General features: G+C 61.3%; 22 protein-coding genes and 1 pseudogene. 16 read left to right on the forward strand and 7 right to left on the reverse strand.

Annotated features, from left to right (window positions below):
- Window positions 1–15: 15 nt before the first annotated feature.
- From UL81_RS11770 to UL81_RS01225, 5 genes and pseudogenes are all read right to left on the reverse strand, one after another.
- Window positions 16–582: a hypothetical protein gene (locus UL81_RS11770; protein WP_105360275.1), complete on the reverse strand. Its 567-nt coding sequence runs from the start codon at window positions 580–582 to the stop codon at window positions 16–18.
- 63 nt (window positions 583–645) lie between these two features.
- Window positions 646–975, reverse strand: a complete 330-nt coding sequence (locus UL81_RS11885) for an IS256 family transposase (RefSeq protein WP_052097770.1) — start codon at window positions 973–975, stop codon at window positions 646–648.
- Between the two features lie 153 nt (window positions 976–1,128).
- Window positions 1,129–1,233: pseudogene (locus tag UL81_RS12215) on the reverse strand (IS1/IS1595 family N-terminal zinc-binding domain-containing protein); the annotation flags it as partial.
- A gap of 307 nt (window positions 1,234–1,540) precedes the next feature.
- Window positions 1,541–3,250 (reverse strand): long-chain-fatty-acid--CoA ligase, encoded by a 1,710-nt coding sequence (locus UL81_RS01220; protein ID WP_035106411.1) that lies wholly within the window; start codon window positions 3,248–3,250, stop codon window positions 1,541–1,543.
- A gap of 214 nt (window positions 3,251–3,464) precedes the next feature.
- A complete protein-coding gene (locus UL81_RS01225; protein ID WP_035106413.1) occupies window positions 3,465–5,177 on the reverse strand; it encodes a long-chain-fatty-acid--CoA ligase in 1,713 nt (570 codons plus the stop codon).
- Between the two features lie 90 nt (window positions 5,178–5,267).
- Between UL81_RS01225 and mshA the strand changes: the two genes are divergently transcribed.
- The 4 genes from mshA (at window position 5,268) to UL81_RS01245 (ending at window position 9,393) form a co-directional block, all read left to right on the forward strand.
- Window positions 5,268–6,533: a D-inositol-3-phosphate glycosyltransferase gene (gene mshA / locus UL81_RS01230; protein WP_046453164.1), complete on the forward strand. Its 1,266-nt coding sequence runs from the start codon at window positions 5,268–5,270 to the stop codon at window positions 6,531–6,533.
- A 58-nt stretch (window positions 6,534–6,591) separates the two neighbouring features.
- The gene (locus UL81_RS01235) at window positions 6,592–7,338 is read left to right on the forward strand and encodes a phosphoglyceromutase (RefSeq protein WP_035106414.1); all 747 of its coding nucleotides are present in this window, start codon (window positions 6,592–6,594) and stop codon (window positions 7,336–7,338) included.
- Window positions 7,339–7,411: 73 nt separating this feature from the next.
- Window positions 7,412–8,674: a sensor histidine kinase gene (locus tag UL81_RS01240; protein WP_035106417.1), complete on the forward strand. Its 1,263-nt coding sequence runs from the start codon at window positions 7,412–7,414 to the stop codon at window positions 8,672–8,674.
- Window positions 8,671–9,393: a response regulator transcription factor gene (locus UL81_RS01245; protein WP_035106420.1), complete on the forward strand. Its 723-nt coding sequence runs from the start codon at window positions 8,671–8,673 to the stop codon at window positions 9,391–9,393. Before UL81_RS01240 ends, UL81_RS01245 begins: the two co-directional genes overlap by 4 nt.
- Here UL81_RS01245 and UL81_RS01250 read toward each other — a convergent pair.
- Complete coding sequence (locus UL81_RS01250) at window positions 9,375–10,286, reverse strand: hypothetical protein (RefSeq protein ID WP_035106423.1); 912 nt, start codon at window positions 10,284–10,286, stop codon at window positions 9,375–9,377. The two genes, UL81_RS01245 and UL81_RS01250, sit on opposite strands and share 19 nt — an antisense overlap.
- Before the next feature lie 33 nt (window positions 10,287–10,319).
- On the opposite strand from UL81_RS01250, the gene UL81_RS01255 reads away from it, so the two are divergent.
- The 5 genes from UL81_RS01255 (at window position 10,320) to UL81_RS11600 (ending at window position 13,895) form a co-directional block, all read left to right on the forward strand.
- A complete protein-coding gene (locus tag UL81_RS01255) occupies window positions 10,320–11,249 on the forward strand; it encodes a Ppx/GppA phosphatase family protein (protein ID WP_081961526.1) in 930 nt (309 codons plus the stop codon).
- A gap of 9 nt (window positions 11,250–11,258) precedes the next feature.
- Window positions 11,259–12,218 (forward strand): Yip1 family protein, encoded by a 960-nt coding sequence (locus tag UL81_RS01260; RefSeq protein WP_046453165.1) that lies wholly within the window; start codon window positions 11,259–11,261, stop codon window positions 12,216–12,218.
- A 69-nt stretch (window positions 12,219–12,287) separates the two neighbouring features.
- Window positions 12,288–13,079 carry a pyrroline-5-carboxylate reductase gene (gene proC / locus UL81_RS01265; RefSeq protein WP_035106428.1) on the forward strand — a complete coding sequence of 264 codons (792 nt, stop codon included), beginning with the start codon at window positions 12,288–12,290 and terminating at the stop codon, window positions 13,077–13,079.
- Window positions 13,080–13,335: 256 nt separating this feature from the next.
- Entirely contained in the window at window positions 13,336–13,524 is a 189-nt protein-coding gene (locus UL81_RS01270) for a helix-turn-helix domain-containing protein (RefSeq protein ID WP_035106430.1), read from the forward strand.
- A gap of 269 nt (window positions 13,525–13,793) precedes the next feature.
- Window positions 13,794–13,895 carry a 30S ribosomal protein bS22 gene (locus UL81_RS11600; RefSeq protein WP_003855542.1) on the forward strand — a complete coding sequence of 34 codons (102 nt, stop codon included), beginning with the start codon at window positions 13,794–13,796 and terminating at the stop codon, window positions 13,893–13,895.
- A 60-nt stretch (window positions 13,896–13,955) separates the two neighbouring features.
- Here UL81_RS11600 and UL81_RS01275 read toward each other — a convergent pair whose 3' ends face one another.
- A complete protein-coding gene (locus UL81_RS01275) occupies window positions 13,956–15,032 on the reverse strand; it encodes an HAD family hydrolase (RefSeq protein ID WP_179944115.1) in 1,077 nt (358 codons plus the stop codon).
- An 87-nt stretch (window positions 15,033–15,119) separates the two neighbouring features.
- On the opposite strand from UL81_RS01275, the gene UL81_RS01280 reads away from it, so the two are divergent.
- The 7 genes from UL81_RS01280 to UL81_RS01310 all read left to right on the forward strand — a co-directional run bounded on the left by UL81_RS01280 (window position 15,120) and on the right by UL81_RS01310 (window position 21,692).
- Window positions 15,120–15,341, forward strand: coding sequence for a glutaredoxin family protein (locus UL81_RS01280; RefSeq protein ID WP_035106985.1), 222 nt, complete (start codon window positions 15,120–15,122; stop codon window positions 15,339–15,341).
- A gap of 82 nt (window positions 15,342–15,423) precedes the next feature.
- Window positions 15,424–16,770, forward strand: a complete 1,347-nt coding sequence (locus UL81_RS01285; RefSeq protein WP_035106432.1) for a glutamyl-tRNA reductase — start codon at window positions 15,424–15,426, stop codon at window positions 16,768–16,770.
- Window positions 16,771–17,658: a hydroxymethylbilane synthase gene (gene hemC, locus UL81_RS01290; protein ID WP_035106434.1), complete on the forward strand. Its 888-nt coding sequence runs from the start codon at window positions 16,771–16,773 to the stop codon at window positions 17,656–17,658.
- Between the two features lie 164 nt (window positions 17,659–17,822).
- The gene (locus tag UL81_RS01295; RefSeq protein WP_035106435.1) at window positions 17,823–19,517 is read left to right on the forward strand and encodes a bifunctional uroporphyrinogen-III C-methyltransferase/uroporphyrinogen-III synthase; all 1,695 of its coding nucleotides are present in this window, start codon (window positions 17,823–17,825) and stop codon (window positions 19,515–19,517) included.
- A gap of 28 nt (window positions 19,518–19,545) precedes the next feature.
- On the forward strand, window positions 19,546–20,526 hold the full coding sequence (gene hemB / locus UL81_RS01300; RefSeq protein WP_035106437.1) for a porphobilinogen synthase: 981 nt from the start codon (window positions 19,546–19,548) through the stop codon (window positions 20,524–20,526).
- A 30-nt stretch (window positions 20,527–20,556) separates the two neighbouring features.
- Window positions 20,557–21,198 (forward strand): hypothetical protein, encoded by a 642-nt coding sequence (locus UL81_RS01305; RefSeq protein WP_236684486.1) that lies wholly within the window; start codon window positions 20,557–20,559, stop codon window positions 21,196–21,198.
- A complete protein-coding gene (locus tag UL81_RS01310; RefSeq protein WP_035106439.1) occupies window positions 21,198–21,692 on the forward strand; it encodes a hypothetical protein in 495 nt (164 codons plus the stop codon). The genes UL81_RS01305 and UL81_RS01310 overlap by 1 nt, the downstream gene beginning before the upstream one ends.
- Window positions 21,693–21,724: the final 32 nt, after the last annotated feature.

Here is a 21,724-nt window from a genome sequence, read left to right on the forward strand (position 1 = left end):
ATGTGTTGGTGGGGTTTAGCGCATCTGCCCTTTCCTGATTCCCATAGAGTGGTTGTAGGCACTGTCTATGGCGGTGTCTAGGGTTGCTGGACGGCCGTCGTCATGGCCGTTAGCGGCTCGTTTTTCCTGGTTGGCAAGGGCTTGTGCTTTGGTCAGTGCGTCTTTGCCCCAGTTTTGCTGCCTGGCGATTTCTACCGGATCGTCAGGCAGCTGTGTATGTAGGTACAGCCACCAGTCGCAGGCTAGGCGTTGGTGTTCTTGGCTTAGGCCTCTGTGGTCGTACAACAGCTTTTTCAACGGCGAGTTAATCCCGCCTTCCAAACTGTTGGTGGTGCGTTTGAGGGCTGTCTCGTTGTCCTGGTGGGGTTGCTGGTGTGATTCGGTGATGAACAGGAAGAGGTTGTCGTTGTTGACCAGCTTTTCCAGCAGGTTGTAGGCCGTGCGGTGTCGGTAGTGGGTGTACCACCACTTTTTGTTTTTGCGTTTGGATTTTGGGATTTGTTCAAACGGAACGTCTTTGACGTAGGTGCGTTCTTTGAGCTTATTGCCAAACAGGTAGTTGAATTTGTGGAGTTTGAGCACCCAGTCTGCTGCTTGTTTTCGGTGCGTACTTTCAGCAGGTCAAGGCCTAGTCGTCGTAGTGCTTTACCCATCGGGGTTTTGAGGTTTACGTCCGGTTGCTTCGGTGATGTTGCGCTGAACATGGACCAGGCAGCGTTGGACTTTTGTATCGGACCATTGGGTGGTGATGGCTTTGAGTGCGCCGTTGTGGCCGTCGACGGTGGCGATATCTGCCGGGGCCATGGTGTCGAGTAGTCGGCCGTAGGACCATTCTGATTCGGTGTGGCACCAAAACCAGTTGATGACGTGGTTGATATCGGATGCCACTAGCAGGCACGAGGAGTTGATGTAGGTGCCGTCGAGGAAGATTTGTGTGTAGACGCGGTGGGGATCAACTGGTCTAGGTGGTTGCACTAGCCAGAACGTGGTGAATTTCCGTTTTAGCGTTGATGTGCTGGTGTTATGTGTTGCTGCGGTATCAGCAAGAGAGCGGCCGGTGGTTAGCCAGCTAATGAAGATGCGGAACCACTTAGCGTATTCAGCTTGCTCGTTGGAGCGGACGAAAGAAAAGCCACAGTGTGTACAGCGCCAGCGTTGACGATTGCTGCTGGTCCTGCCGTGTTTATTGCACCGACTGTGGCACATCGGGCATGAGGGATGATTTGTACTCATCCCCTAATAATCAAAGACGCCTTACCATACTGAAGTCATGGCGCGGGTATTTCGGCAGGAAGACGCCGTAATCACTCTAAGTAAGGGAATAATTCCTTATACGAAGTGCTCAGCTATCGAAAACAGGCGGATCCACCAACACATTTTGAGCCATAGGCCCAGGTGCGTGATTATTTGGACACGGTCTTTCCTGGTCGTAGTCATGCTGAGGTTGAGGTTGTCGTGCAGAGGAAAGACGCCGCGACATCCTAAAAGGATGCGCGGCGCCTTTGTTGCTTAGCGAACTGTTTGTTCGTGGGTGGGGCGCTTAGTTGGTGTCTTCGCCGATGAGCTTGAGCAGGTCCTGCTGGACTTCGCGGCGGCGGATCTTGCCCAGTTGGTCGGAGGCGAGTTCCTCGAAGTGGTAGAAGGTGCGGGGCACCTTGTAGCGGGTGAGTCGCTCGCGGCAGAATTCCTTCATGCCTTCGGGGTCGAGGGCGGCGCCGTCACGGAGGATGACGCAAGCGACGACGTCTTCGGAGCCGTCTTTGCGCGGGCGGCCAACCACGGCGGCGTTGGTGACGTCCGGGTGGTCGAGGATGGTTTCTTCGACTTCGCCGGGGTAGACGTTGAAGCCGCCGGTGATGATGATTTCCTTGATGCGGGAGACCAGACGCAGGAAGCCGTCTTCCATGACACCCATGTCGCCGGTGCGGAACCAGTCGTTGTGGAAAGCGTTCTTGGTGGCTTCTTCGTTGTTGAGGTAGCCCTGGAAGACTTGCGGTCCGCGGGCGAGGACCTCACCAGGTTCGCCTTCGGGCATGTCCTCGTCGAGGTTTTCCGGATTGGCGATGCGGATTTCGGTATCCGGGAAAGGCAGGCCGACGTAGCCGGGGCGGCGATTGGTGTTCATCGGGTTGCCGCAGAGCACCGGGGAGGTTTCAGTCAGACCGTAGCCTTCGACGAGTAAGCCGCCGGTGCGGGATTCCCATTCCTCAACGGTCGGAACCGGCAGGGTAGCAGCACCAGAGAAGGAGTTGCGGATGCCGTTTAAGTCGACGTCTTTTTCGTCGGCAGCTTCCATGATCTTCTCGTAGAGGGTGGGCACGCCCGGAACCCAGGTTGGGGTGTGCTTCTTCATTACGTCCATGACCAGTGGCATGCGTGGTGCGGGCAGCAAGATGAGCTCAGCACCGATGGATACGCCCAGGGCACCGGCCATGACCATGCCGTAGGTGTGGAACATTGGAAGTGCTGCCAGGAAGCGCTCCGGGGTATCGCCTAAGCCCTTCACCCAGGCTTTGCCCTGGGTGCAGTTGGATACCAGGTTGCCGTGGGAGAGTAGGGCGCCCTTCGGGGCGCCGGTGGTGCCGGAGGTGTAAAGCAAAAGAGCGATGTCGTCGCGATGGACATCGGGAAGCTTCAGGTCGCGACCGTTGCCGCCGATGGCAGTGGACATCAGGGTGGACCACGGCACGGTGTTCTCGGCAGGCTCAGAGAGCATTTCACGCTTGGAGGCGATTGGAGGCAGCGGAATCTTCAGTAGCAGCTGCTGGGTGCGCGGCATGGCTTCGATCATGTTGACCGCGATGATGGTCTCCAGATCGGTGGTGTTGCGCAGCTTCTCCAGAGTAGGGGCGGTCTTGTCCCAAGAAATAGCAACGCGGGCGCCGTGGTCCTGGAAGAGCCCCTCGAGCTCGTGTGCAGTGTAGAGCGGGTTGTGCTCAACGACGGTCGCGCCCAGGAGCTGGACTGCGTAGAATGCCACGATGTGCTGCGGGCAGTTTGGCAGCACGATGGCAACGCGGTCGCCCGGGCGAATGCCGAAGGCCTTCAGGCCGGCTGCGGCGGCGCGGACCTGGGCGTCGAGTTCGCTGTAAGTGGTGGTGCGGCCGAAGAAATAAGTCGCGGTGCGATTAGGGTGCGCGGCGACCGTGTCGTGGTATTGGTCCACCAGGGTGGTCTCACCGTAGTCGAGAGTCTCTGGGGTCCAGGGGCTGTAGTGCTGAAGCCAGGCCTTGGTCTTCGGTGCCGTCATGGTCTGAGCCTTTCGTTTTCCAAATGGAATATTTTCTGTCGGCTCAGTATATCGTTTCGCACTTTGCTTGTGTTGTATATTACAGAAAATGTTGAGGGTTGTGTCAGGTTTTCCTGTTCAGAATAAAGAAATCGCCGGGCGGGTGCCCGGCAATTTCTGTGTTGCTCTTGAGGGAACGGCAAGCCGTTCCGAGGGACGAACTCTCCTTTAAGGTCTAGGCGTTGCCCTGCTCGATGCGCTCGATGAGATCCTGCTGAACTTCGCGGCGGCGGATCTTGCCCATTTGGTCCTTGGCCAGTTCTTCGAAGTGGTAGAAGGTGCGCGGGACCTTGTAGCGGGTCAGGCGCTCGCGGCAGTATTCCTTGAGGCCTTCTGGGTCCAGGGCGGCGCCGTCGGCCAAGTCGATACACGCGACGACGTCTTCGGAACCATCTTCGCGCGGGCGGCCGACGACGGCAACTTCGTCGATGTCCGGGTGAGCGCGCAGGACTTCTTCGACTTCACCCGGGTAGACGTTGAAGCCTCCGGTAATGATGATTTCCTTGATGCGGGAAACCAGGCGGATAAAGCCGTCTTCTTCCATGATGCCCATATCACCGGTGCGGAACCAGCCGTCGTGGAAGGCGGCATCGGTAGCTTCCGGGTTATCCAAGTAGCCGTGGAAGATCTGCGGGCCGCGGGCCAGCACTTCGCCTTCCACGCCGTCCGGCTGGGTTTCGTCCAGGTTGTCCGGGTTGGCGATGCGAACGTCGGTATCCGGGAAAGGAATGCCGACATAGCCCGGGCGGCGGTCGTCGGTCATTGGGTTGCCGACGATAATTGGGGAGCACTCAGTTAGGCCGTAGCCTTCGACCAGGCGGCCGCCGGTGTAGTCTTCCCACTTCTCCACGGTGGCTACCGGCAGGGTAGAAGCACCAGAGAAGGCGGCACGGATGCCGTCGAGATCGATGTCTTCCTTTTCCGCATTGTCGATGATGCGCTCATAGAGCGTGGGCACGCCCGGCACCCAGGTTGGGGTGTGCTTTTTCATGATCCGCATCAGCAGCGGGATTTCCGGCTTCGGCAGCAGGACCAACTCGCCGCCGATGAGCTGGGAGAGGGTGAGGTTCATCGTTAAGCCGTAGGCGTGGAAGAACGGCAGTGCGGCGAGCATGCGCTCTGGCTTGTCACCCAGCTTCGGTACCCAGTACTTGCCTTGCAGGACGTTGGAGTATAGGTTGCCGTGGGAAAGCTGTGCGCCCTTCGGGGCGCCGGTGGTGCCGGAGGTGTAGAGCACCAGGGCGATGGTGTCCTTGGTGATCTCCGGGTTTTCCAGGTCCGCGCCGTCGCCACCGATGGCGTTACCGATGAGGGATTCCCACGGGACGGTGTTAGGGGCATCGGCAGACAGCTTGGAGCGCAGCGACTTCGCCGGCGGCAGCGGCAGTTTCAGCGCGGTGCGGTACAGCGTTGGCATCGCGTCGATGATGTTGACAGAGATGACCGTTTCTAAGTTGGTGGTACCGCGCAGCTTTTCCAGGGTGGCAGCTGTCTTGTCCCAGGCAATGGCGATGCGAGCGCCGTGGGACTGGAAGAGGCTTTCGAGCTCGTGGGCGGTGTACAGCGGGTTGTGCAAGACAGCGACGGCACCGAGTTTCAGTACCGCGTAGAACGCGGCGACCTGTTGCGGGCAGTTCGGGGCCACCAGGGCAACCTTGTCACCGGGGCGCACGCCGAAGGCACGCAGGCCAGCAGCAGCACGGCGGACCTGGCGGTCCAGGTCAGCAAAGGTTTGGGTGCGACCAAAGAAGTAGGTCGCGGGCTTGTCGGCATTAATGGCGAGGTTGTTGTCGTAGATATCCAGCAAGGTGGTCTCGCCATAATCCAGCTGGTGTGGCGTCCATTCCGGGTAGTACTGGAGCCATGCTTTGCTTTCAAAAGCCGACATAAAAAGACCTTTCAATACGCAGGTTTCGGAGGCGTAAGTTGTTCGCTGTGGCCAGTATAACGACTTAGTGTTTAGCTACAATGAACTGTCATGCGAATAGCGATGGTTTCTCTGCATACCTCCCCGTTGGAGCAACCCGGTTCGGGGGATGCCGGCGGGATGAACGTCTACGTGCTCAATAGTGCGAAGCAGCTGGCACGTCAGGGCGTCGAGGTGGACGTCTATACCCGCGCGACTCGTCCTAGCCAGGGCGAAGTCGTGGAGGTCGAAGAGAACCTGCGCGTCATCAACATCATCGCCGGGCCCTATGAAGGTCTAGAAAAAGAAGACCTGCCCACCCAGCTGGCCGCGTTCGCTGGCGGTATGGTGCAGTTCGCCACTTGCTTTGACCTGAAATATGACGCCATCCACTCCCACTATTGGCTATCCGGCCAGGTGGGATGGCTGCTGCGCGACCTCTGGCGCATTCCGCTGGTGCACACTGCGCACACGCTGGCCGCGGTGAAAAATGCCCACCGCACCGAAGACGACACTTTGGAATCAGAAGCCCGCCGCATTTGCGAGCAGCAGCTGGTCGACAACGCTGATCTCCTGGTGGTCAACACCGAGCAGGAGGCCAAGGATTTAGCCGAGCATTACGATGCCCCCGCCGGCCGCATCCGCATCGTCTCCCCCGGCGCAGACGTCGAGCTGTTTACCCCGGGCACGGACCGCAACACCGAGCGCTCCCGGCGTGACCTAGGCATTCCGCTGCACACGAAGGTCATTGCTTTCGTCGGCAGGCTGCAAAAGTTCAAGGGCCCAGAAGTCCTCATCCGCGCCACGGCCGAGCTGTTTCAGCGCGAGCCCTTCCGCAACCTGCGCGTGGTCATTTGCGGTGGTCCCTCGGGTGCGAACTCCACGCCGGAAACCTATAGGAATTTGGCGCGGGAGTTGGGCGTCGCAAAGCACATCCGCTTCCTGGCTGCCCGCCCGCCGGAAGAGCTTGTCGATGTCTACCGCGCCGCCGACATCGTCGCCGTGCCCAGCTATAACGAATCCTTTGGTCTCGTTGCCCTGGAAGCGCAGGCTTCCGGCACCCCGGTGGTTGCGGCCGCGGTCGGTGGGCTGTCCATCGCGGTTGCCGACGAGCAGACCGGCCTGTTGGTCCACTCCCATGAAGCTACGGATTGGGCAGATGCGCTGGAGCGTTTGCTTGACGATGACCCCCTGCGCATCAGCATGGGCGAAGCAGCCGTAGGGCATGCGGAGAAGTTCAGTTGGGCGGCATCGGCAAGCAAGTTAGCCGAGATTTATGCCGAAGCCATCCAGATTGACGTACCCGACTGCCACGCGCGCCGGGCCAGCGGCAACTAAGGGCGTAGGCAGGCAGAAAACTTCAGCGCCGCGGGTCATTTCGTGGCATGCTGAAGGTATGACTAACGGAAAGCTCATTCTTCTGCGCCATGGCCAGTCCCAGTGGAACAAGTCCAACCAATTTACCGGTTGGGTCGATGTGGACCTGACCGAAAAGGGCGAGGGCGAAGCTAAGCGAGCCGGCGAGCTGCTGAAGGAAGAGGGCATCCTGCCGGATGTTCTGTACTCCTCGCTCCTGCGTCGTGCGATCCGCACCGCCAACATCGCCTTGAACCACGCCGACCGTCACTGGATTCCAGTCGTGCGCGACTGGCGTCTCAACGAGCGTCACTACGGTGCACTCCAGGGCCTGAACAAGGCAGAGACCAAGGATAAGTACGGTGAAGAGCAGTTCATGGCATGGCGTCGTTCCTACGGCACCCCGCCGCCGGAGCTGGATGATTCTTCCGAGTACTCCCAGTCCGAGGACCCGCGCTACGCCGATCTGGACACCGTGCCGCGCACCGAGTGCCTCAAGGACGTGGTGGAGCGTTTCATTCCTTACTTCAAGGAAGAAATCCTCCCGCGAGCTAAGAAGGGCGAGAACGTCCTGATTGCCGCACACGGTAACTCCCTGCGTGCGCTGGTCAAGCACCTGGACAACATCTCTGATGACGACATCGCGGGCCTGAACATCCCCACCGGCATCCCGCTGGTCTACGAGATTGACGCCGACGGCGCTGTGGTCAATGCTGGTGGTACCTACCTTGACCCAGAAGCTGCCGAAGCAGGTGCTGCTGCGGTTGCTGCCCAGGGTGGCAAGTAAACTTATCTTTTAAACCAACTCTTACCCCGGGGAGCCAGTGGTCCCCGGGGTCTGGCACGTTAGGGGTGAAACAGTGAACGTCACGCTTGCGTTTTTCGCCGGTGTCTTAATCACCGCACTGTTTCTGCCGATCCTTAATTGGCTGCGCGGGCGCATTGAGCGCTACCGCAAGGCCAGCGTGTCAGAATCTAACCAGGTCACCACGGTTAGCCAGGTGCTGCACTTGGCGGTGCAGGGCTCACCGACGGGAATCGCGGTGGTGGACAAGCAACGCGATGTCATCTTGTCCAACCCGGCCGCCCACGACATGTCCTTAGTCCACGACCGCGCTATGAACCCGGGTATTTGGAAAGTCGCCCAGGAAGTCTTCGAGGACAAAGAAGACCGCACCTGCGACCTGGAGATTCCTCGCCGGCGCACCGGCAACCGCGTCACCCAGGTCAAGGCTGTGGTGAAGCCGCTGACGCTTAACGATGACCGCTTCGTCATCGTCTACGGCACCGACGAATCCGAGAACGTGCGCATGGAATCCGCCCGCCGCGACTTTGTGGCCAATGTCTCCCATGAGCTTAAGACTCCAGTCGGCGGTATCGCACTGCTGGCCGAGGCGCTGCTGCAGGACGTCGAGGATCCCGAACACGTCGAATACTTCGGCTCCAAGGTGCAAAAGGAAGCAGCGCGCATGGCCGATATGGTCAACGAGCTGATTTCGTTGTCCAAGCTGCAGGGGGCCGAGGCCCTTCCGGAGATGGAACCACTCGAGGTCGATACGCTTATCGATGAAGCCGTCTCCCGCAACCTCATGAACGCCGAAGCCCACAACATCGAAATCGCCCGCGGCAAGCCTTCCGGCGTCCAGGTCCAAGGCGATAAATCCCTGCTCGTTACCGCTATTTCTAACCTGATTTCCAACGCGGTGAGCTATTCGCCAGAAACCATGCCGGTCTCGATTACCCAGAAGATCACCGATTCGGGATCCATTCTGATTCGCGTGACTGACCGCGGCATCGGTATCGCCCCGGAGGACCAAAAGCGCGTCTTCGAGCGCTTTTTCCGCGTTGACAAGGCCCGGTCACGGCAGACCGGGGGCACTGGCTTAGGATTGGCAATTGTAAAGCACGTGGTAGCCAACCACGGCGGCGATATCCGGTTGTGGTCGCGCCCGGGCACGGGTTCGACTTTTAGCATTGAACTTCCAATTTATTCAGACCCACTTCCCTCGGTGGGCAAGAAGATAGAGAATAATGAAGAAGAGGCCGGAGTAGCAGCCGCTGCCCCTGGCCTGCCGCGTGCAGTTGCTCGCGTCGCAGCCCGTCGAAAGGACAAAACACAATGACCACCATTCTCATCGTCGAAGACGAAGAGTCATTGGCGGATCCATTAGCGTTCCTGCTTCAAAAGGAAGGCTTCGAACCCATCGTCGCAAACGACGGACCCACCGCACTGGAAGAATTCGACCAGCGCGACATCGACATTGTTCTCCTCGACCTTATGCTGCCGGGCATGTCCGGCACCGATGTCTGCAAACAACTGCGGGCCACCTCGAACGTCCCAGTCATCATGGTCACCGCGCGTGACTCCGAAATCGATAAGGTCGTCGGCTTGGAACTCGGCGCCGACGATTACGTGACCAAGCCCTATTCTTCCCGCGAGCTCATTGCGCGCATTAGGGCGGTGCTGCGCCGTGGGGCGGATGCGGCATCGTCAAGCAATGCTGCTCCTGCCGAGCCAGCAGTCGAAGAACTCGTGCCCGACCAAATCCTGGAGGGCGGACGCGTGCGCATGGACGTCGAACGCCACACAGTCGCCGTCGACGGCGAACCGGTATCCATGCCACTGAAGGAATTCGACCTGCTGGAATACCTGCTGCGCAACGCCGGACGCGTGCTCACCCGCGGCCAGCTCATCGACCGCATCTGGGGTGCCGATTACGTCGGTGACACCAAGACCCTCGACGTGCACGTCAAGCGCCTGCGTTCCAAGATTGAACTGCAGCCCTCGCGCCCGAAGCACCTGGTCACCGTGCGCGGCCTGGGCTACAAGTTCGAGCTATAACGCCCAGCCTTTTCACTGGCGGGGTGCTTGGTCCAGACCACCCCGTGGCGGGCTGCCTCCGCGCGCGCTGCACAGTGCTCGGCCAGAATGTCGTAGCACTCCCGGCCTAGCAGCCCGACCAGCTCATTTTCCTGCGCCTTCCACATCGGCTCCGGCGAATTGTGGCACGCCGCATCGGTGGTGCAGTACCAATCAAAGTCCTCGCCACCATCGCCCCAGCCGCGGCGGTCGTACTCCCCAATCGTGGTGCGCAAAATCTCCTGGCCATCCGGGCGCTCTTCGTATTCTTCATGGCGGCGCAGCGGCAACTGCCAGCACACCTCCGGCTTCACGATGGTCAAATCCTTCCCCTCAGCCACCGCCCACTGGTGCAGCGCACAACCCGTGCCCGTTTCCCAGCCTGCGCGGTTGGCAAAAATGCACGCGCCATCCACAATCGGCGTCTTCAGCGCCGGCTCCGGCTCGCCATCATCGCCGTCGAGTTCATCCCACTCCAGCCACGGCTCCAAATCGGCAGTCGTGGAGTTCTCCAAGAACTCATCGGTGCCCTCGGGCCGCAGTTGCCAGTACTTGGCGGGCATTTCGGCGACGGCATCGTAAAGCTGGTCCCGGTCTTGCTCATCTGCCATAAACGCACCGTGGACACAGCACCCCACATCGGGCTGCTGCTTATCGATGCCCGGACACAACGCCGTACCGAACTGACACGCGTAGTGCGACTCAACCCAGGTCAGGTCCACCGAAATGACATGGTGCTCGTCATTCGGATCAGTAAATTCGAACCACTCCCGGGGATAATCCGGGGCGAGTTCGCGGCCTGCACGAATCGATGCCGCAGCCGGTGAGCTGGCAGGGAAACCTAGATATACCTCAGAAGATTTTGGGCGATTCACACTTCACCACGGTAGACCTACTACGCTGGGAGTGTGCGATTAGGTGTATTAGACGTCGGAAGCAATACCGTCCATCTGGTTGCGGTCGATGCCGCAACCGGTGGTCGCCCGACCCCAATGAGTGACTGGAAGACCCCTCTGCGTCTGGTGGAACAGCTAGACAAGAAGGGAAACATCCACGACAAAGGCTTAAAGCGACTGGTCAAAGCTGTCGAAGAAGCCAACGAGCTAGGCCAAAAGCTCGGCTGCGATGAGTTCATGGCCTTTGCTACTTCTGCAGTGCGCTCTGCAGGGAACTCGGAGTACGTGCTCGACGAAGTAGAAAAGCAGACCGGAGTGCGCCTGGAAATCCTCAGCGGTGTTGAAGAAGCACAGCTGACCTTCCTGGCGGTGCGTCGTTGGTACGGTTGGTCCGCCGGCCGCATCACCAATCTCGATATTGGCGGCGGCTCACTGGAGCTATCCACCGGTACCGACGAACACCCCGACTTGGCCTTCTCCTTGGACCTCGGCGCTGGCCGGTTGACCCACAACTGGTTCGATACCGACCCACCGGGCAAAAAAGAAGTCAACATGCTGCGCGACTACATCGACGCCGAGCTAGTCTCTGCCACCGACCAGATGAAGGCCATGGGCGACTATGGTCTCGCGGTAGGTACCTCGAAGACCTTCCGCACTCTGGCGCGCCTGACCGGTGCCGCACCGTCGTCTGCTGGCCCTTTTGTTAAGCGCACACTCACCGCACCGGGTCTGCGCCAGCTGATTTCCTTTATCTCTCGCATGACCGCTGCCGACCGCGCCGACCTCGAAGGAGTAAGCTCCGATCGTTCGCACCAGATCGTCGCCGGCGCTTTAGTCGCGGAGGCTTCCATGCGTGCATTGGGAATCGATAAACTAGAAATCTGCCCGTGGGCACTGCGTGAAGGCGTCATTCTGCGCCGGACCGATAAGGGATTGGAATAGGAAGGCACCATGGCTAACGAGAAACAGTTAACCGTCGCGGAGCTTTTGGCGCGCCAACAAAAAGAGCGCGGCGATAAGTCTGCCCCGAGCCGCCGCCGTCGCCGCCGCAGCCTCGAGGACGGCGGTATCTCCGTATCCGAGCTGACCGGAAACCTGTCCAAGGTTAAGGCTCGCCCCGAGGAGTCCAAGCACTCCAACGTCCCCATCGACGAGACCGCGCCTGTTATCCCCGCCCCAGATCGCCCGGAACCGGGCGAGTCCGCGCAGAAAGAGGACTCTGCGCAGGCAAAGGATTCCGCACCGAAGGCTGAGCCCAAGGAGGCTGCCAAGAAGCCTGAGCCAAAGAAGCCCGAGCCTAAGAAGGCAGACAAGCCTGCCGAAAAGAAGCCGGAGCCGAAGAAGCCGGAGGTCAAGGATGCGGGCAAGCCAGCGGCTGCGGCTGCAGCTGCGGGAACCGCATCTCCGGTAGCGAAGCCGGAAGAAAAGCCGACTGCAGAGAACCAGCCCTCCTCGGATGACACGACGGAAATCCAGAAGGTTACTGAGGAGCCGAAGCAGAAGCAGCAGGCTGACACCAAGACCAAGGCTGCCGCAGCGGGTGCTGCAGGTGCTGGGGTAGCGGGGGCATCGTCAAGCAAGGCTGGCGACACCGGTGAGCTGCCCGTCGTGCGTGACGAGCAGAAGCCGGCGGCTTCTGAGCAAGAGGAACAGGAAGAGGAAAAGCTTAAGCCATTTTCTGTGATTTTGCTGGCGCTGATTGGCATTGTGCTCGGCGCGGTGATTTTCATGGGCTTCCAGGTGCTCTGGGACCGCTTCGCGCTTGGCATCGTGGGCCTGCTGGCTATCGGTGTGACTGCGGCGATGGTTGGTATCGTCCATGCGCTGCGCACTGACCGCGATGGCCTGTCGATGGGCCTGGCAGGCGTCGTTGGCCTCGTCCTGACCTTCGGCCCGCTGCTGCTGGTCTAATACACCTTTCACATTCCCGGTCACCGTCCATGGTGGCCGGGTTTCGTGCTTTCTGGCACGCTGGTATGCATGACTAAAATTGCAGTATTAGGTGGAGGACAAATCGGTGAGGCCCTTGTATCGGGTCTCGTGGCAGCAGAGTACAACGCTGCGGATATTACGGTGACCAACCGTCGCGAGGAGCGCCGCAACGAGATTGCGCAGACCTACGGGGTCAACACCACCGATGACAATGCAGAAGCCGCCAAGGATGCGGACTACGTCTTCGCGTGCGTGAAGCCGTACGCCATCGTGGAGTTGCTGGAGAACCTGGACTTCAGCAAGGACACCGTTGTCGTGTCGATGGCTGCAGGCCTGACGCTGGAGACCCTCGAGCAGGCAGCTGGCGATGGCGTGCCTGTCGTCCGCGTCATGCCGAACACCCCGATGCTGGTGCGCCGCGGCATGTGCACCTGCGCGCCGGGCCAGCACGTCACTGACACCCAGCAGGCAGGGGTCCGGGAGCTGCTGGAAGCTGTCGGTGAGGTTGTCTTCCTGGAAGAAAAGCTTATCGATGCCGCTACCGCCCTGGCCGGCTCCGCCCCAGCCTATTACTTCCTGGTCACCGAAGCGCTTGTCGATGCCGGCGTCCAACTCGGCCTTCCCCGCGCCACCGCCGAAAAGCTCGCCGCATCCACCGCGTATGGCGCAGGCACCATGCTGGCCGAGTCCGGCAAGGGCCCAGTCGATCTGCGTGCCGGCGTGAGCTCCCCAGGCGGCACCACCGTCGCCGCTCTCCGCGAACTGGAGGAGTCCGGCCTGCGCGGCGCCTTCTTCCGTGCCGCTGAGGCCTGCGAGCAGCGCGCCAAAGAGCTGGGGTAAGCCTTAACGGCTTACCGTTCCGCAACGGAGCGCGCCCTCGCGTTCCGTTACAGGGCACCCCCTACTGGGGGTGTCTTTTCTATTGTTGCGAAAGTGATACCAGGTGCCCAGCGGAGGTTAGAGACTCATGGGAAAAAAGTTGGCACGTGGGTCGCATTGGTCACAGGGTTCACGCTAGGCTAGAACGAGCACGTGCGTGATAGTCCTGTGGGAGGGGAAGCCTACAGCGCGCCACGGGCTGAAGGGTTAGATATTTATGGCAAATGAAGACAAGGGAACCTTTCTGACCATCGCGGAGGTCGCTGAGATTATGCGTGTCTCCAAGATGACTGTTTATCGATTGGTTCATGCAGGCGAGATGCCAGCCGTTCGCGTGGGACGCTCTTTCCGTGTTCACGAGAACGCTGTTAACGAATACCTCGAGGCCTCCGTTTACGGAGCCTAAAGGTGCCTGGCATAAAGCCAGCGCCCACCACTGCGAATCGGCTTGGTCCGCGGTGGTGGGCGCTGTCTCTTTTTGGTGCTGGTGCGCCAGCTGGGTAGAATATAACGCATTCGTGTCGACTTTAACGGCCCGCTCCGCTCCTTCTGACGCCTTCTAAAGAAAACTCCAGAAGGAAGCGGGAAGCCCTAAAGAGTGCACCTTGAGGGCTTTGAGGCTGGTGTCGGCAGGTTTCAAGTACGTACTTCCACTTCGAAAGTGAGGAAACCGATATGGGTTCTGTGATTAAGAAGCGCCGCAAGCGCATGTCCAAGAAGAAGCACCGCAAGATGCTGCGCCGCACCCGCGTGCAGCGTCGTAAGCTGGGCAAGTAAACCCCAGCTACCCAAAGTGCCCTGTCTTTCGGCAGGGCACTTTCTCGTTTTCTGGCTTGCCTACTGCGGAGGCGTTGCAGGGCGATTCTTGGGGCGACGCAGACGCCAGCCGCCGTAGGAGAATGCTGCGGTGGCGAGTGCGGGCAGGCCGTAGGTGCGCACGGCTTTGCGGATAGACCGGTAGTCGCGGATGAGCCAGCCGCGGCGCTGGGCGATGCGGCGCAGCTTGCCATCGGGGTTAATGGCAACGGCGGTGCCGACCATCGACAGCATGGGCACGTCGTTGGCGGAATCCGAATACGCGGTGCAGCGCTGCAAGTCCAGGCCCTCAATCGTGGCCAGGGCGGCAACGGCGTGCATTTTGCCGGGGCCGTGGAGGATATCGCCAAGCAAGCGCCCGGTGAATTTGCCGTCTTCAACTTCCGCGACGGTGCCCAAAGCGCCGGTAAAGCCAAAGCGCCTGGCCAACACTTGTGCGAGCTGTACCGGGGTAGCGGTCACCAACCAGACTTGCTGGCCGGCCGCCAAGTGCATCTCCGCCAACTGTGTCGTGCCCGAGTAGGCCTTGCGCGACATCTTCTCATCGACGATTTCCTCGCACAGCTCAATCAGCTCCGCCTCGCTGCGGCCTTTGATGAATTCCAAGGCTTGGGTGCGCCCGGCGGCGACATCGGCAGCATTTTCCTTGCCAGACAGCCGGAACTTCAACTGCTTCCATGCAATCGGGGCTATTTCCGAGATGCGGAAATAGCGACGGCGGGCTAAACCAAAAGCAAACTCCACCAGCGACGAGCCCTGAATCAGTGTGTTGTCCACATCGAAAAACGCCGCCGCGCCCGGGTCCTGCGGCACGTCCGGGTCGGGGTTGGTAATGCGCTGCGCACCCGCGGCCGTATAAGAACCACTGACCGAATCCACACCGGAGTTAAACGCATCCAAGTCAATGCCAAACTCCGACAAGGCGGCTTCGGCAGCGGCGGCGCCGGCTTCGCGCTGGGATTCGGCATCGAGAGGCGCGAGCGCTTGATTTTCCAGAAAATTACGCAGGTTGCCCCGCGAGGCGGTCCAGTTGGCCAAAAACTCGCGCGGTGACTCGGGAAAACCGGGGACTAAGTCCGACACATCAACTGCTTCCATCGAGGTTGCGACTATCGTGTCCATAGTAGTGCTTTTGCCCGACATCGTCTTGATGAGGAGTTGCCCCCGGTGCGCGAAGTGGAATTGATGGTCCGTGACAGCTGCGGTTCCTGTAAACGTGTCCACGCCCAAATCACCCCCGTTGTGGAGGCCGCGGGGGCGCACCTCGAGCTTCGCGATGTCGACACCGACCCCGAATTGGCCATGGAATACGGCGACCGCGTGCCTGTTGTGGTGATTGACGATGAAGAATTCGCCTGCTGGGAAGTCGACAACGATGAGTTAGCCGCTGAGCTTAAGCGTGGCTAGTTCGACATTTCCTGAGAAAAGCTTTAGTCTTTTGGTTGATTTAGATCAATCAAAGGGTTGATAGGACCGTGGAGGAATCTGCATGAGTGTGCTCGTCGTGGGAATGTCCCACCAGTCGGCACCCGTATCCCTGTTGGAAAAACTCAGCATGGATGACACCGTCCAGCACGACGCCTGCGCGCAGCTGGTGAATGCGGGTTCCCTATCGGAGGCGATGATTATCTCCACCTGCAATCGCATGGAGGTCTACACCGTCACCAATTCCTTCCACACCGGCGTCCAGGACGTCATCACCGTGCTTCACGATGTCTCCGGCGTCGACGAAGAGCGCCTCCGCAGCTATCTCTACGTCCGCTACGCCGACGCCGCCGCTGAACACCTCATGACGGTGACCTCCGGCATGGATTCCATGGTCATCGGTGAGCAGCAGATCATCGGCCAGGTCCGCACCGCCTACCAGTCTGCCGCCGAGCAGGGCACCGTCGGCCCGCGCATCCACGCCCTCGCCCAGTCCGCCCTGCGCACCGGCAAGCGCGTCCACTCCGAAACCGCCATCGACGAGGCCGGGTCCTCCATGGTCTCTTTCGCCTTCGACCAGGCCTTGCAGCGCCTCGACCTCGAGGATCTGGCAGGCAAGCGCGTGCTCATCCTTGGTGCCGGTGCCATGGCTTCGCTGGCCGCCACCCACGCCGGCCGCCTCAACGCGGACACGCTGGTCATCGCCAACCGCACCCGCGAGCGCGCCGAGCGCCTGGCTAGCCATTCCCACGAGGCAGGCGTGAATGCTGAGGTCATCGATTTCTCCGACCGTGCCGCAGCGCTTTCCGATGTCGACCTGGCCATCTCCGCCACCGGCGCCCAAAACTTCACCATTACTGCTGCGGACATCGATAAGTATGCCCGCGGCCCACTCATGCTCATCGACCTGTCCTTGCCACGCGACATTGAAGACGAGGCCGCCGACCACGAGGACGTCGACCTGGTCAACATCGAGCGCCTGTCGAAGTCGCTGACCGCAGCCGATACCGAACTCGCCGCCGGCACCAGTCCACACGCCCAGGCCCGCCGCATCGTGGACGAGGAGCTGGAATCCTACGCCTCCGCCCAGCGCGTACGCGACGTCGTCCCGGCCGTCTCGGCACTCCACCAGCGCGCCGCTGACCTCGTCGAGTGCGAACTCGGCCGCCTTACGCAACGCCACCCGGAACTCGAGGGAAAGCAGCTCGAGGATGTGAATCGGGCGCTCAAGCGCGTCGTCGATAAGCTTTTGCACGAACCGACTGTGCGGGCGAAGAAACTGGCTGAGCGCTCCGGCAGTGTCAGCCACGAAAATGCGCTGCAGGAACTGTTTGGCCTGCAGCTGGAAGGCAGCGGTGTTGCCGTTGATGCCACCGACCTGCCGAATATGACCCAGAGGAAGGACGCTTAGATGTTCAAGATTGGTACCCGCGGCTCCAAGCTCGCCACCACCCAGGCGGGCCACGTCCGCGACTGGCTTATCGATGCCGGCTTCCCCGCCGAGCTGCACATCGTCACCACCGCAGGCGATGTGAACATGGCCCCAGTCGAGCGCATTGGCGTCGGCGTGTTCACCCAGGCCCTGCGCGAGGCGCTGTTTAGCGGCGAGTGCGACATCGCCGTGCACTCCTTTAAGGACCTGCCTACTGCTGCCGATGAGCGCTTCCGCCTCGTCGTGCCCGAGCGCCAGGACACCCGCGAAGCGCTTATCGCGCGCGACGGTATGAAGCTGGCCGACCTGCCTGAGGGCGCCCGCGTCGGCACCTCCGCCCCGCGCCGTATTTCCCAGCTGCGCGCCGTCCGCCCGGACCTGGATATCCGTCCGCTGCGCGGCAACATCGATACCCGTATGGGCAAGGTGACCTCTGGCGAGCTGGATGCCGTCGTGCTGGCTTATGCCGGCCTCGTGCGCGCCGACTATGCCGACCGCGCCACCGAAGTCTTCGACCCGGATACCTTCATGCCTGCCCCGGCCCAGGGTGCGCTTGCCATCGAAGCCACCGCCGACACCGAAGCCGCTGCAGCTTTGGACGCCCTCGTCGACGCCGATGCCACCGCCGCCGCCACCGGTGAGCGCGCCGTGCTGGCCCGCCTCGAAGCAGGCTGTACTGCCCCCGTTGCGGCCACCTCACACCTGCGCGACGGCGAGCTGACCGTCCGCGGCGGCGTGTTCGCTCTCGACGGCTCCCGCCAGCTCATTCGCGAAGCCACCGGCCCCGCATCTGATGCCCGCGCGCTCGGTGAGGCCGTTGCCTCCCAGCTTTTCGACGACGGCGCAGCCGATCTGCTGGGCAACTAATTTTTGCTTTAAGCCGCAATAATTTAAGGTGTATTTAGCATACGACCTCCCCGGCCGATAACACGGCCCCCTTAAGGGCATCCCAGGGCGTTTAGAAGTCCTGGGATTTGGTCGTTAGAAGACTAGTTTGTCCTTTTTAGTGCCCAGACTTAGAAAAGAACCTTATGAGCAATGCCGTGCCAGCCGCCCACTCCGAGATGGGAAAAATCGTCTTCGTTGGCGCCGGCCCCGGTAACCCCGACCTGCTGACCATCCGCGCCCGCGAGGTGCTCGCACACAACGCCATCGTCATCACCGACCCGTCCGTGATGCCGGGCGTGCGCGATATTGTCGCCTCCGCGCTGCCGGTGCCGCAGGAATTGCTGGATGCCGCCGAAGAGGAATATGAGCGCATGTGTGCTGCTGCCAAGGAGGCAGGTGCGCGTCGTAAGCCGCCTCGTCCCGCACCGCCCACACCGGCGGATGTGCGTGAGGTGGGCGAAGGGGACATCGTGAAGCAATTGCAGGACGCACTTGCCGATGCCCACGGCAACGACGTCATCCGTCTTGTCACCGGCAACCCTCTGAACCGCGATTCCATCAAAGCCGAAATCAACGCCGTTGGCGAGGCCGGTCTGGAATTCCAGGTCGTGCCGGGCATGTCCCTGCCATCCACCGTGCCGTCTTTTGCCGGCCTGGCCCTCGGTTCGACCTACACCGAAGCCGATGTCACCGATGGCGCCGACTGGGAGGCGCTCGCACACGCGACCCAGCCCATCGTCTTGCAGGCGACCGCGGAGAACCTGCAGCAGATTTCCGAAAAGCTGCAGGAACACGGCATGGGTGCGGACACCGTCGCGTTTGTCACCGTGCACGGCACCACCCGCCTGCAGCGCACACACGAGACCACCCTGGGCACCTTGGGCAAGCTCGATGCCGAACAGCTCCCCGGCTCCCTCGTGGTGACCTTGGGCCGCAGCATCGATGACCGCACCAAGTACTCCTGGTGGGAAAATCGCTCGCTGTACGGCTGGCGCGTGCTGGTCCCGCGCACCAAGGAGCAGGCTGCCCCGATGTCGGCCCGCCTGGCGTCCTATGGCGCGATTCCGCAGTCCGTGCCGACCATTTCCGTCGAGCCGCCGCGCAACCCTGCGCAGATGGACCGTGCCATCAAGGGCATCGTCGAGGGCCGCTACAAGTGGGTCATCTTCACTTCCGTCAACGCCGTGAAGGCTGTGTGGAAGAAGATTTATGACCTCGGCCTGGACGCCCGCGATTTTGCTGGCGTGCACCTGGCTGCCGTGGGGCAGAAGACCGCCGACGCTATTCGCGAAAAGGGCATGGTGCCGGAGCTCTTGCCGCCAGCAACGAAGCAGAACGCCGAGGGCCTGGTGGAGGTCTTCCCGAACTACGTCGAGGATATCGACGCCGTCGGCCGCATCCTGCTGCCCCGTGCCGACATCGCGGGCGAGACCCTGGTGACCGGTCTGGAGGAGCTGGGCTGGCAGGTTGACGATGTCGTCGCCTACCGCACCGTCCGTGCCGCCCCACCTGCGGCCGAAATCCGCGACATGATTAAGACCGGTGGCTTCGACGCCGTCGCCTTTACTTCTGGTTCGACGGTGCGCAACCTCGTTGGCATCGCTGGCAAGCCGCACTCGCGCACCATCATCGCCTGCATCGGCCCCTCCACCCGCGCCGCTGCGGAGGAGATGGGCCTGCGCGTCGACGTGGTCCCAGAAGTTGCGTCGGTGCCCACGCTTGTCGATGCCCTCGCCGACCACGTCGCCGCCCTCCGCGCCTCTGGCAACTTGCCTGCTCCGCGGAAGAAGCGCCGCTCCCGAAAGAAGGCTACTAAGGTCGACAAGGTAGCGAAATAAACCTCTCTGCTAGAAGGAGTACAAGTTCATGGCCACCTTGCCGACTCGCCGTCCGCGTCGTCTGCGTCAATCGCCTGCCTTTAGGGAGATGGTCGCTGAGACCACCGTGCGCCCGGCAGACCTCATCTTGCCGATGTTCATCGCCGACGGCCTGTCCGAACCGCGCGAAATCACCTCCATGCCGGGTGTTTACCAGCACACCTTCGACTCGCTTGCCCGCGCCGCTGAAGAGGCGCTCGAGGCCGGCGTGCGCTGCGTCGACCTGTTCGGCGTGCCGCAGCCTTCCGACAAGGACGCCACCGGTTCCCAGGCCGCGAAGGAAGACGGCATCTTGAACCGCGCCGTGGCTTCTTTGCGCGAGCGCTTTGGCGACGACCTCATCATCATGGCCGATACCTGCCTCGATGAGTTCACCGACCACGGCCACTGCGGCGTTCTGGATTCCGAAGGCCGCGTGGACAACGACGCCACCTTGGATCTTTACGACGAAATGGCCCTCGCCCAAGCCCGCGCCGGCGCTCATCTGGTCAGCCCGTCCGGCATGATGGACGGCCAGGTCGCTCGCATCCGCGAAGCACTTGATGGCGAAGGCTTTACCGACGTCGGCATCATGGCCTACTCCGCAAAGTACGCCTCCGCCTTCTTCGGTCCCTTCCGCGAGGCCGTTGGTTCCTCCCTGCAAGGCGATCGCCGCACCTACCAGCAGGACCCGCGCAACTTCCACGAGTCGCTGCTGGAAATGGACCTCGATGAAGCCGAAGGCGCTGACATCCTCATGGTCAAGCCCGGCCTGCCGTACCTGGATGTCCTGCACGCGGCGTCCGAGCGCACCAACCTGCCGGTCGCGGTCTACCAGGTCTCTGGCGAATACGCGATGATTCAGGCCGCCGCCCAGAACGGGTGGATTGATGGCGAAGCCGTCATGCTCGAGTCCCTGACCGCCTTCAAGCGTGCCGGTGCCTCGCAGATTCTGACCTACTTCGCCACCGACGCCGCGCGCCTGCTCTAACCTTGCCCCTAGCAACCCCGAAGGAAGATTTTGAGCACACCTACTCCCGAAGCATCCGAAGCCAAGCGCCCCGAGACCGTCCAGCTGCTGCTGCAGGTGTGGCTCGCTGTGGTCATCCTCGAGGTCGTCCACCAGCTGCTCGGCGTGGGCTTAACGCTCTTTAACCGCGAAGCCCTGCTGGGTGCTGCCCGCACCACGGCGCAAGAGGCAGGGGAGAACCTCCCCGACGCGGCCATCGAGATGGCGGCCTACGGATCGCTGGTGCTCTCGACGGTGATTTCGCTCATCATCATCGCGATTTTGGCCTGGATGCTGCGGGTGCTGGCGAAAAACACCAAGCGCGCCGCCACCGCCCGCCGGTTGTGGTTCGTGTTCTCGATTTACTTCGCCATGCGCCTGCTGCTGGTGTTCATCGCCACGCCCGCCGGCTCTGACGCCCCGGACTGGCTCTTCCTCATCGACGGCGCTATCCAAATCCTCATCGGCGTTGCTGCGATTATGGGCATTATCTTCTGCACCCGCCAGGAAACCCTCGACTACACCGGCGAGCTGGAGCAGATGCGCCAGATGGAGAAAGAACTCGAGGAAGCTCGCCGCGAAAAGCAGCGCGCCAAGGAAGAAAAAGAGCGCCAGAAAAAGCAGGAAGAGCGCGACAAGGAAGACGCTAAGTAATGACCAGCATGTTCCCTGGCCCTGGCCGCCCCGACCGCGACAATCGCCCTGGCCCCAGCGACTACAACCGCTTAAGCCGCGCCAGCCGCGCCCTGCGCCCCGATAACGGCTGCCCCCGCGCCCTCCGCGCCGCCTACTGGGTCCTGCTCGCTGCGGCCATCATCATGCTCACCACGGGCATGGTCAGCTTCCTCGGCACTGGCGCCCCCGTGCCGGAAGCCCCGGAATTCCTCCGCACCAACCGCATCACCGTCGGTGTGGTCAACACCGTCGGTGCCATCCTCATGGCCATTTTCGCCGCTCAGCTACCCCAGGGTTCGCTGTGGGCCCGTCGCATCTGCGTTATCGTCGCCGCCCTGACGCTGTTTACCAACGTCGCCGCCCTCGCGCTCGGCATCGGCGGCATCACGCTGATTATCACCCCGATCCTGCTGGTTATCGCTCTGCTGCTGCTTTTCCGCCCGGAGTCGACCACCTTTCTCAGGGAAGGCTAATTAGCCCCGAGTCCAACTTTTGATTCATAATA

This window comes from Corynebacterium camporealensis (assembly GCF_000980815.1).
In the GTDB taxonomy this organism is placed as follows: Bacteria; Actinomycetota; Actinomycetes; order Mycobacteriales; family Mycobacteriaceae; genus Corynebacterium; species Corynebacterium camporealense.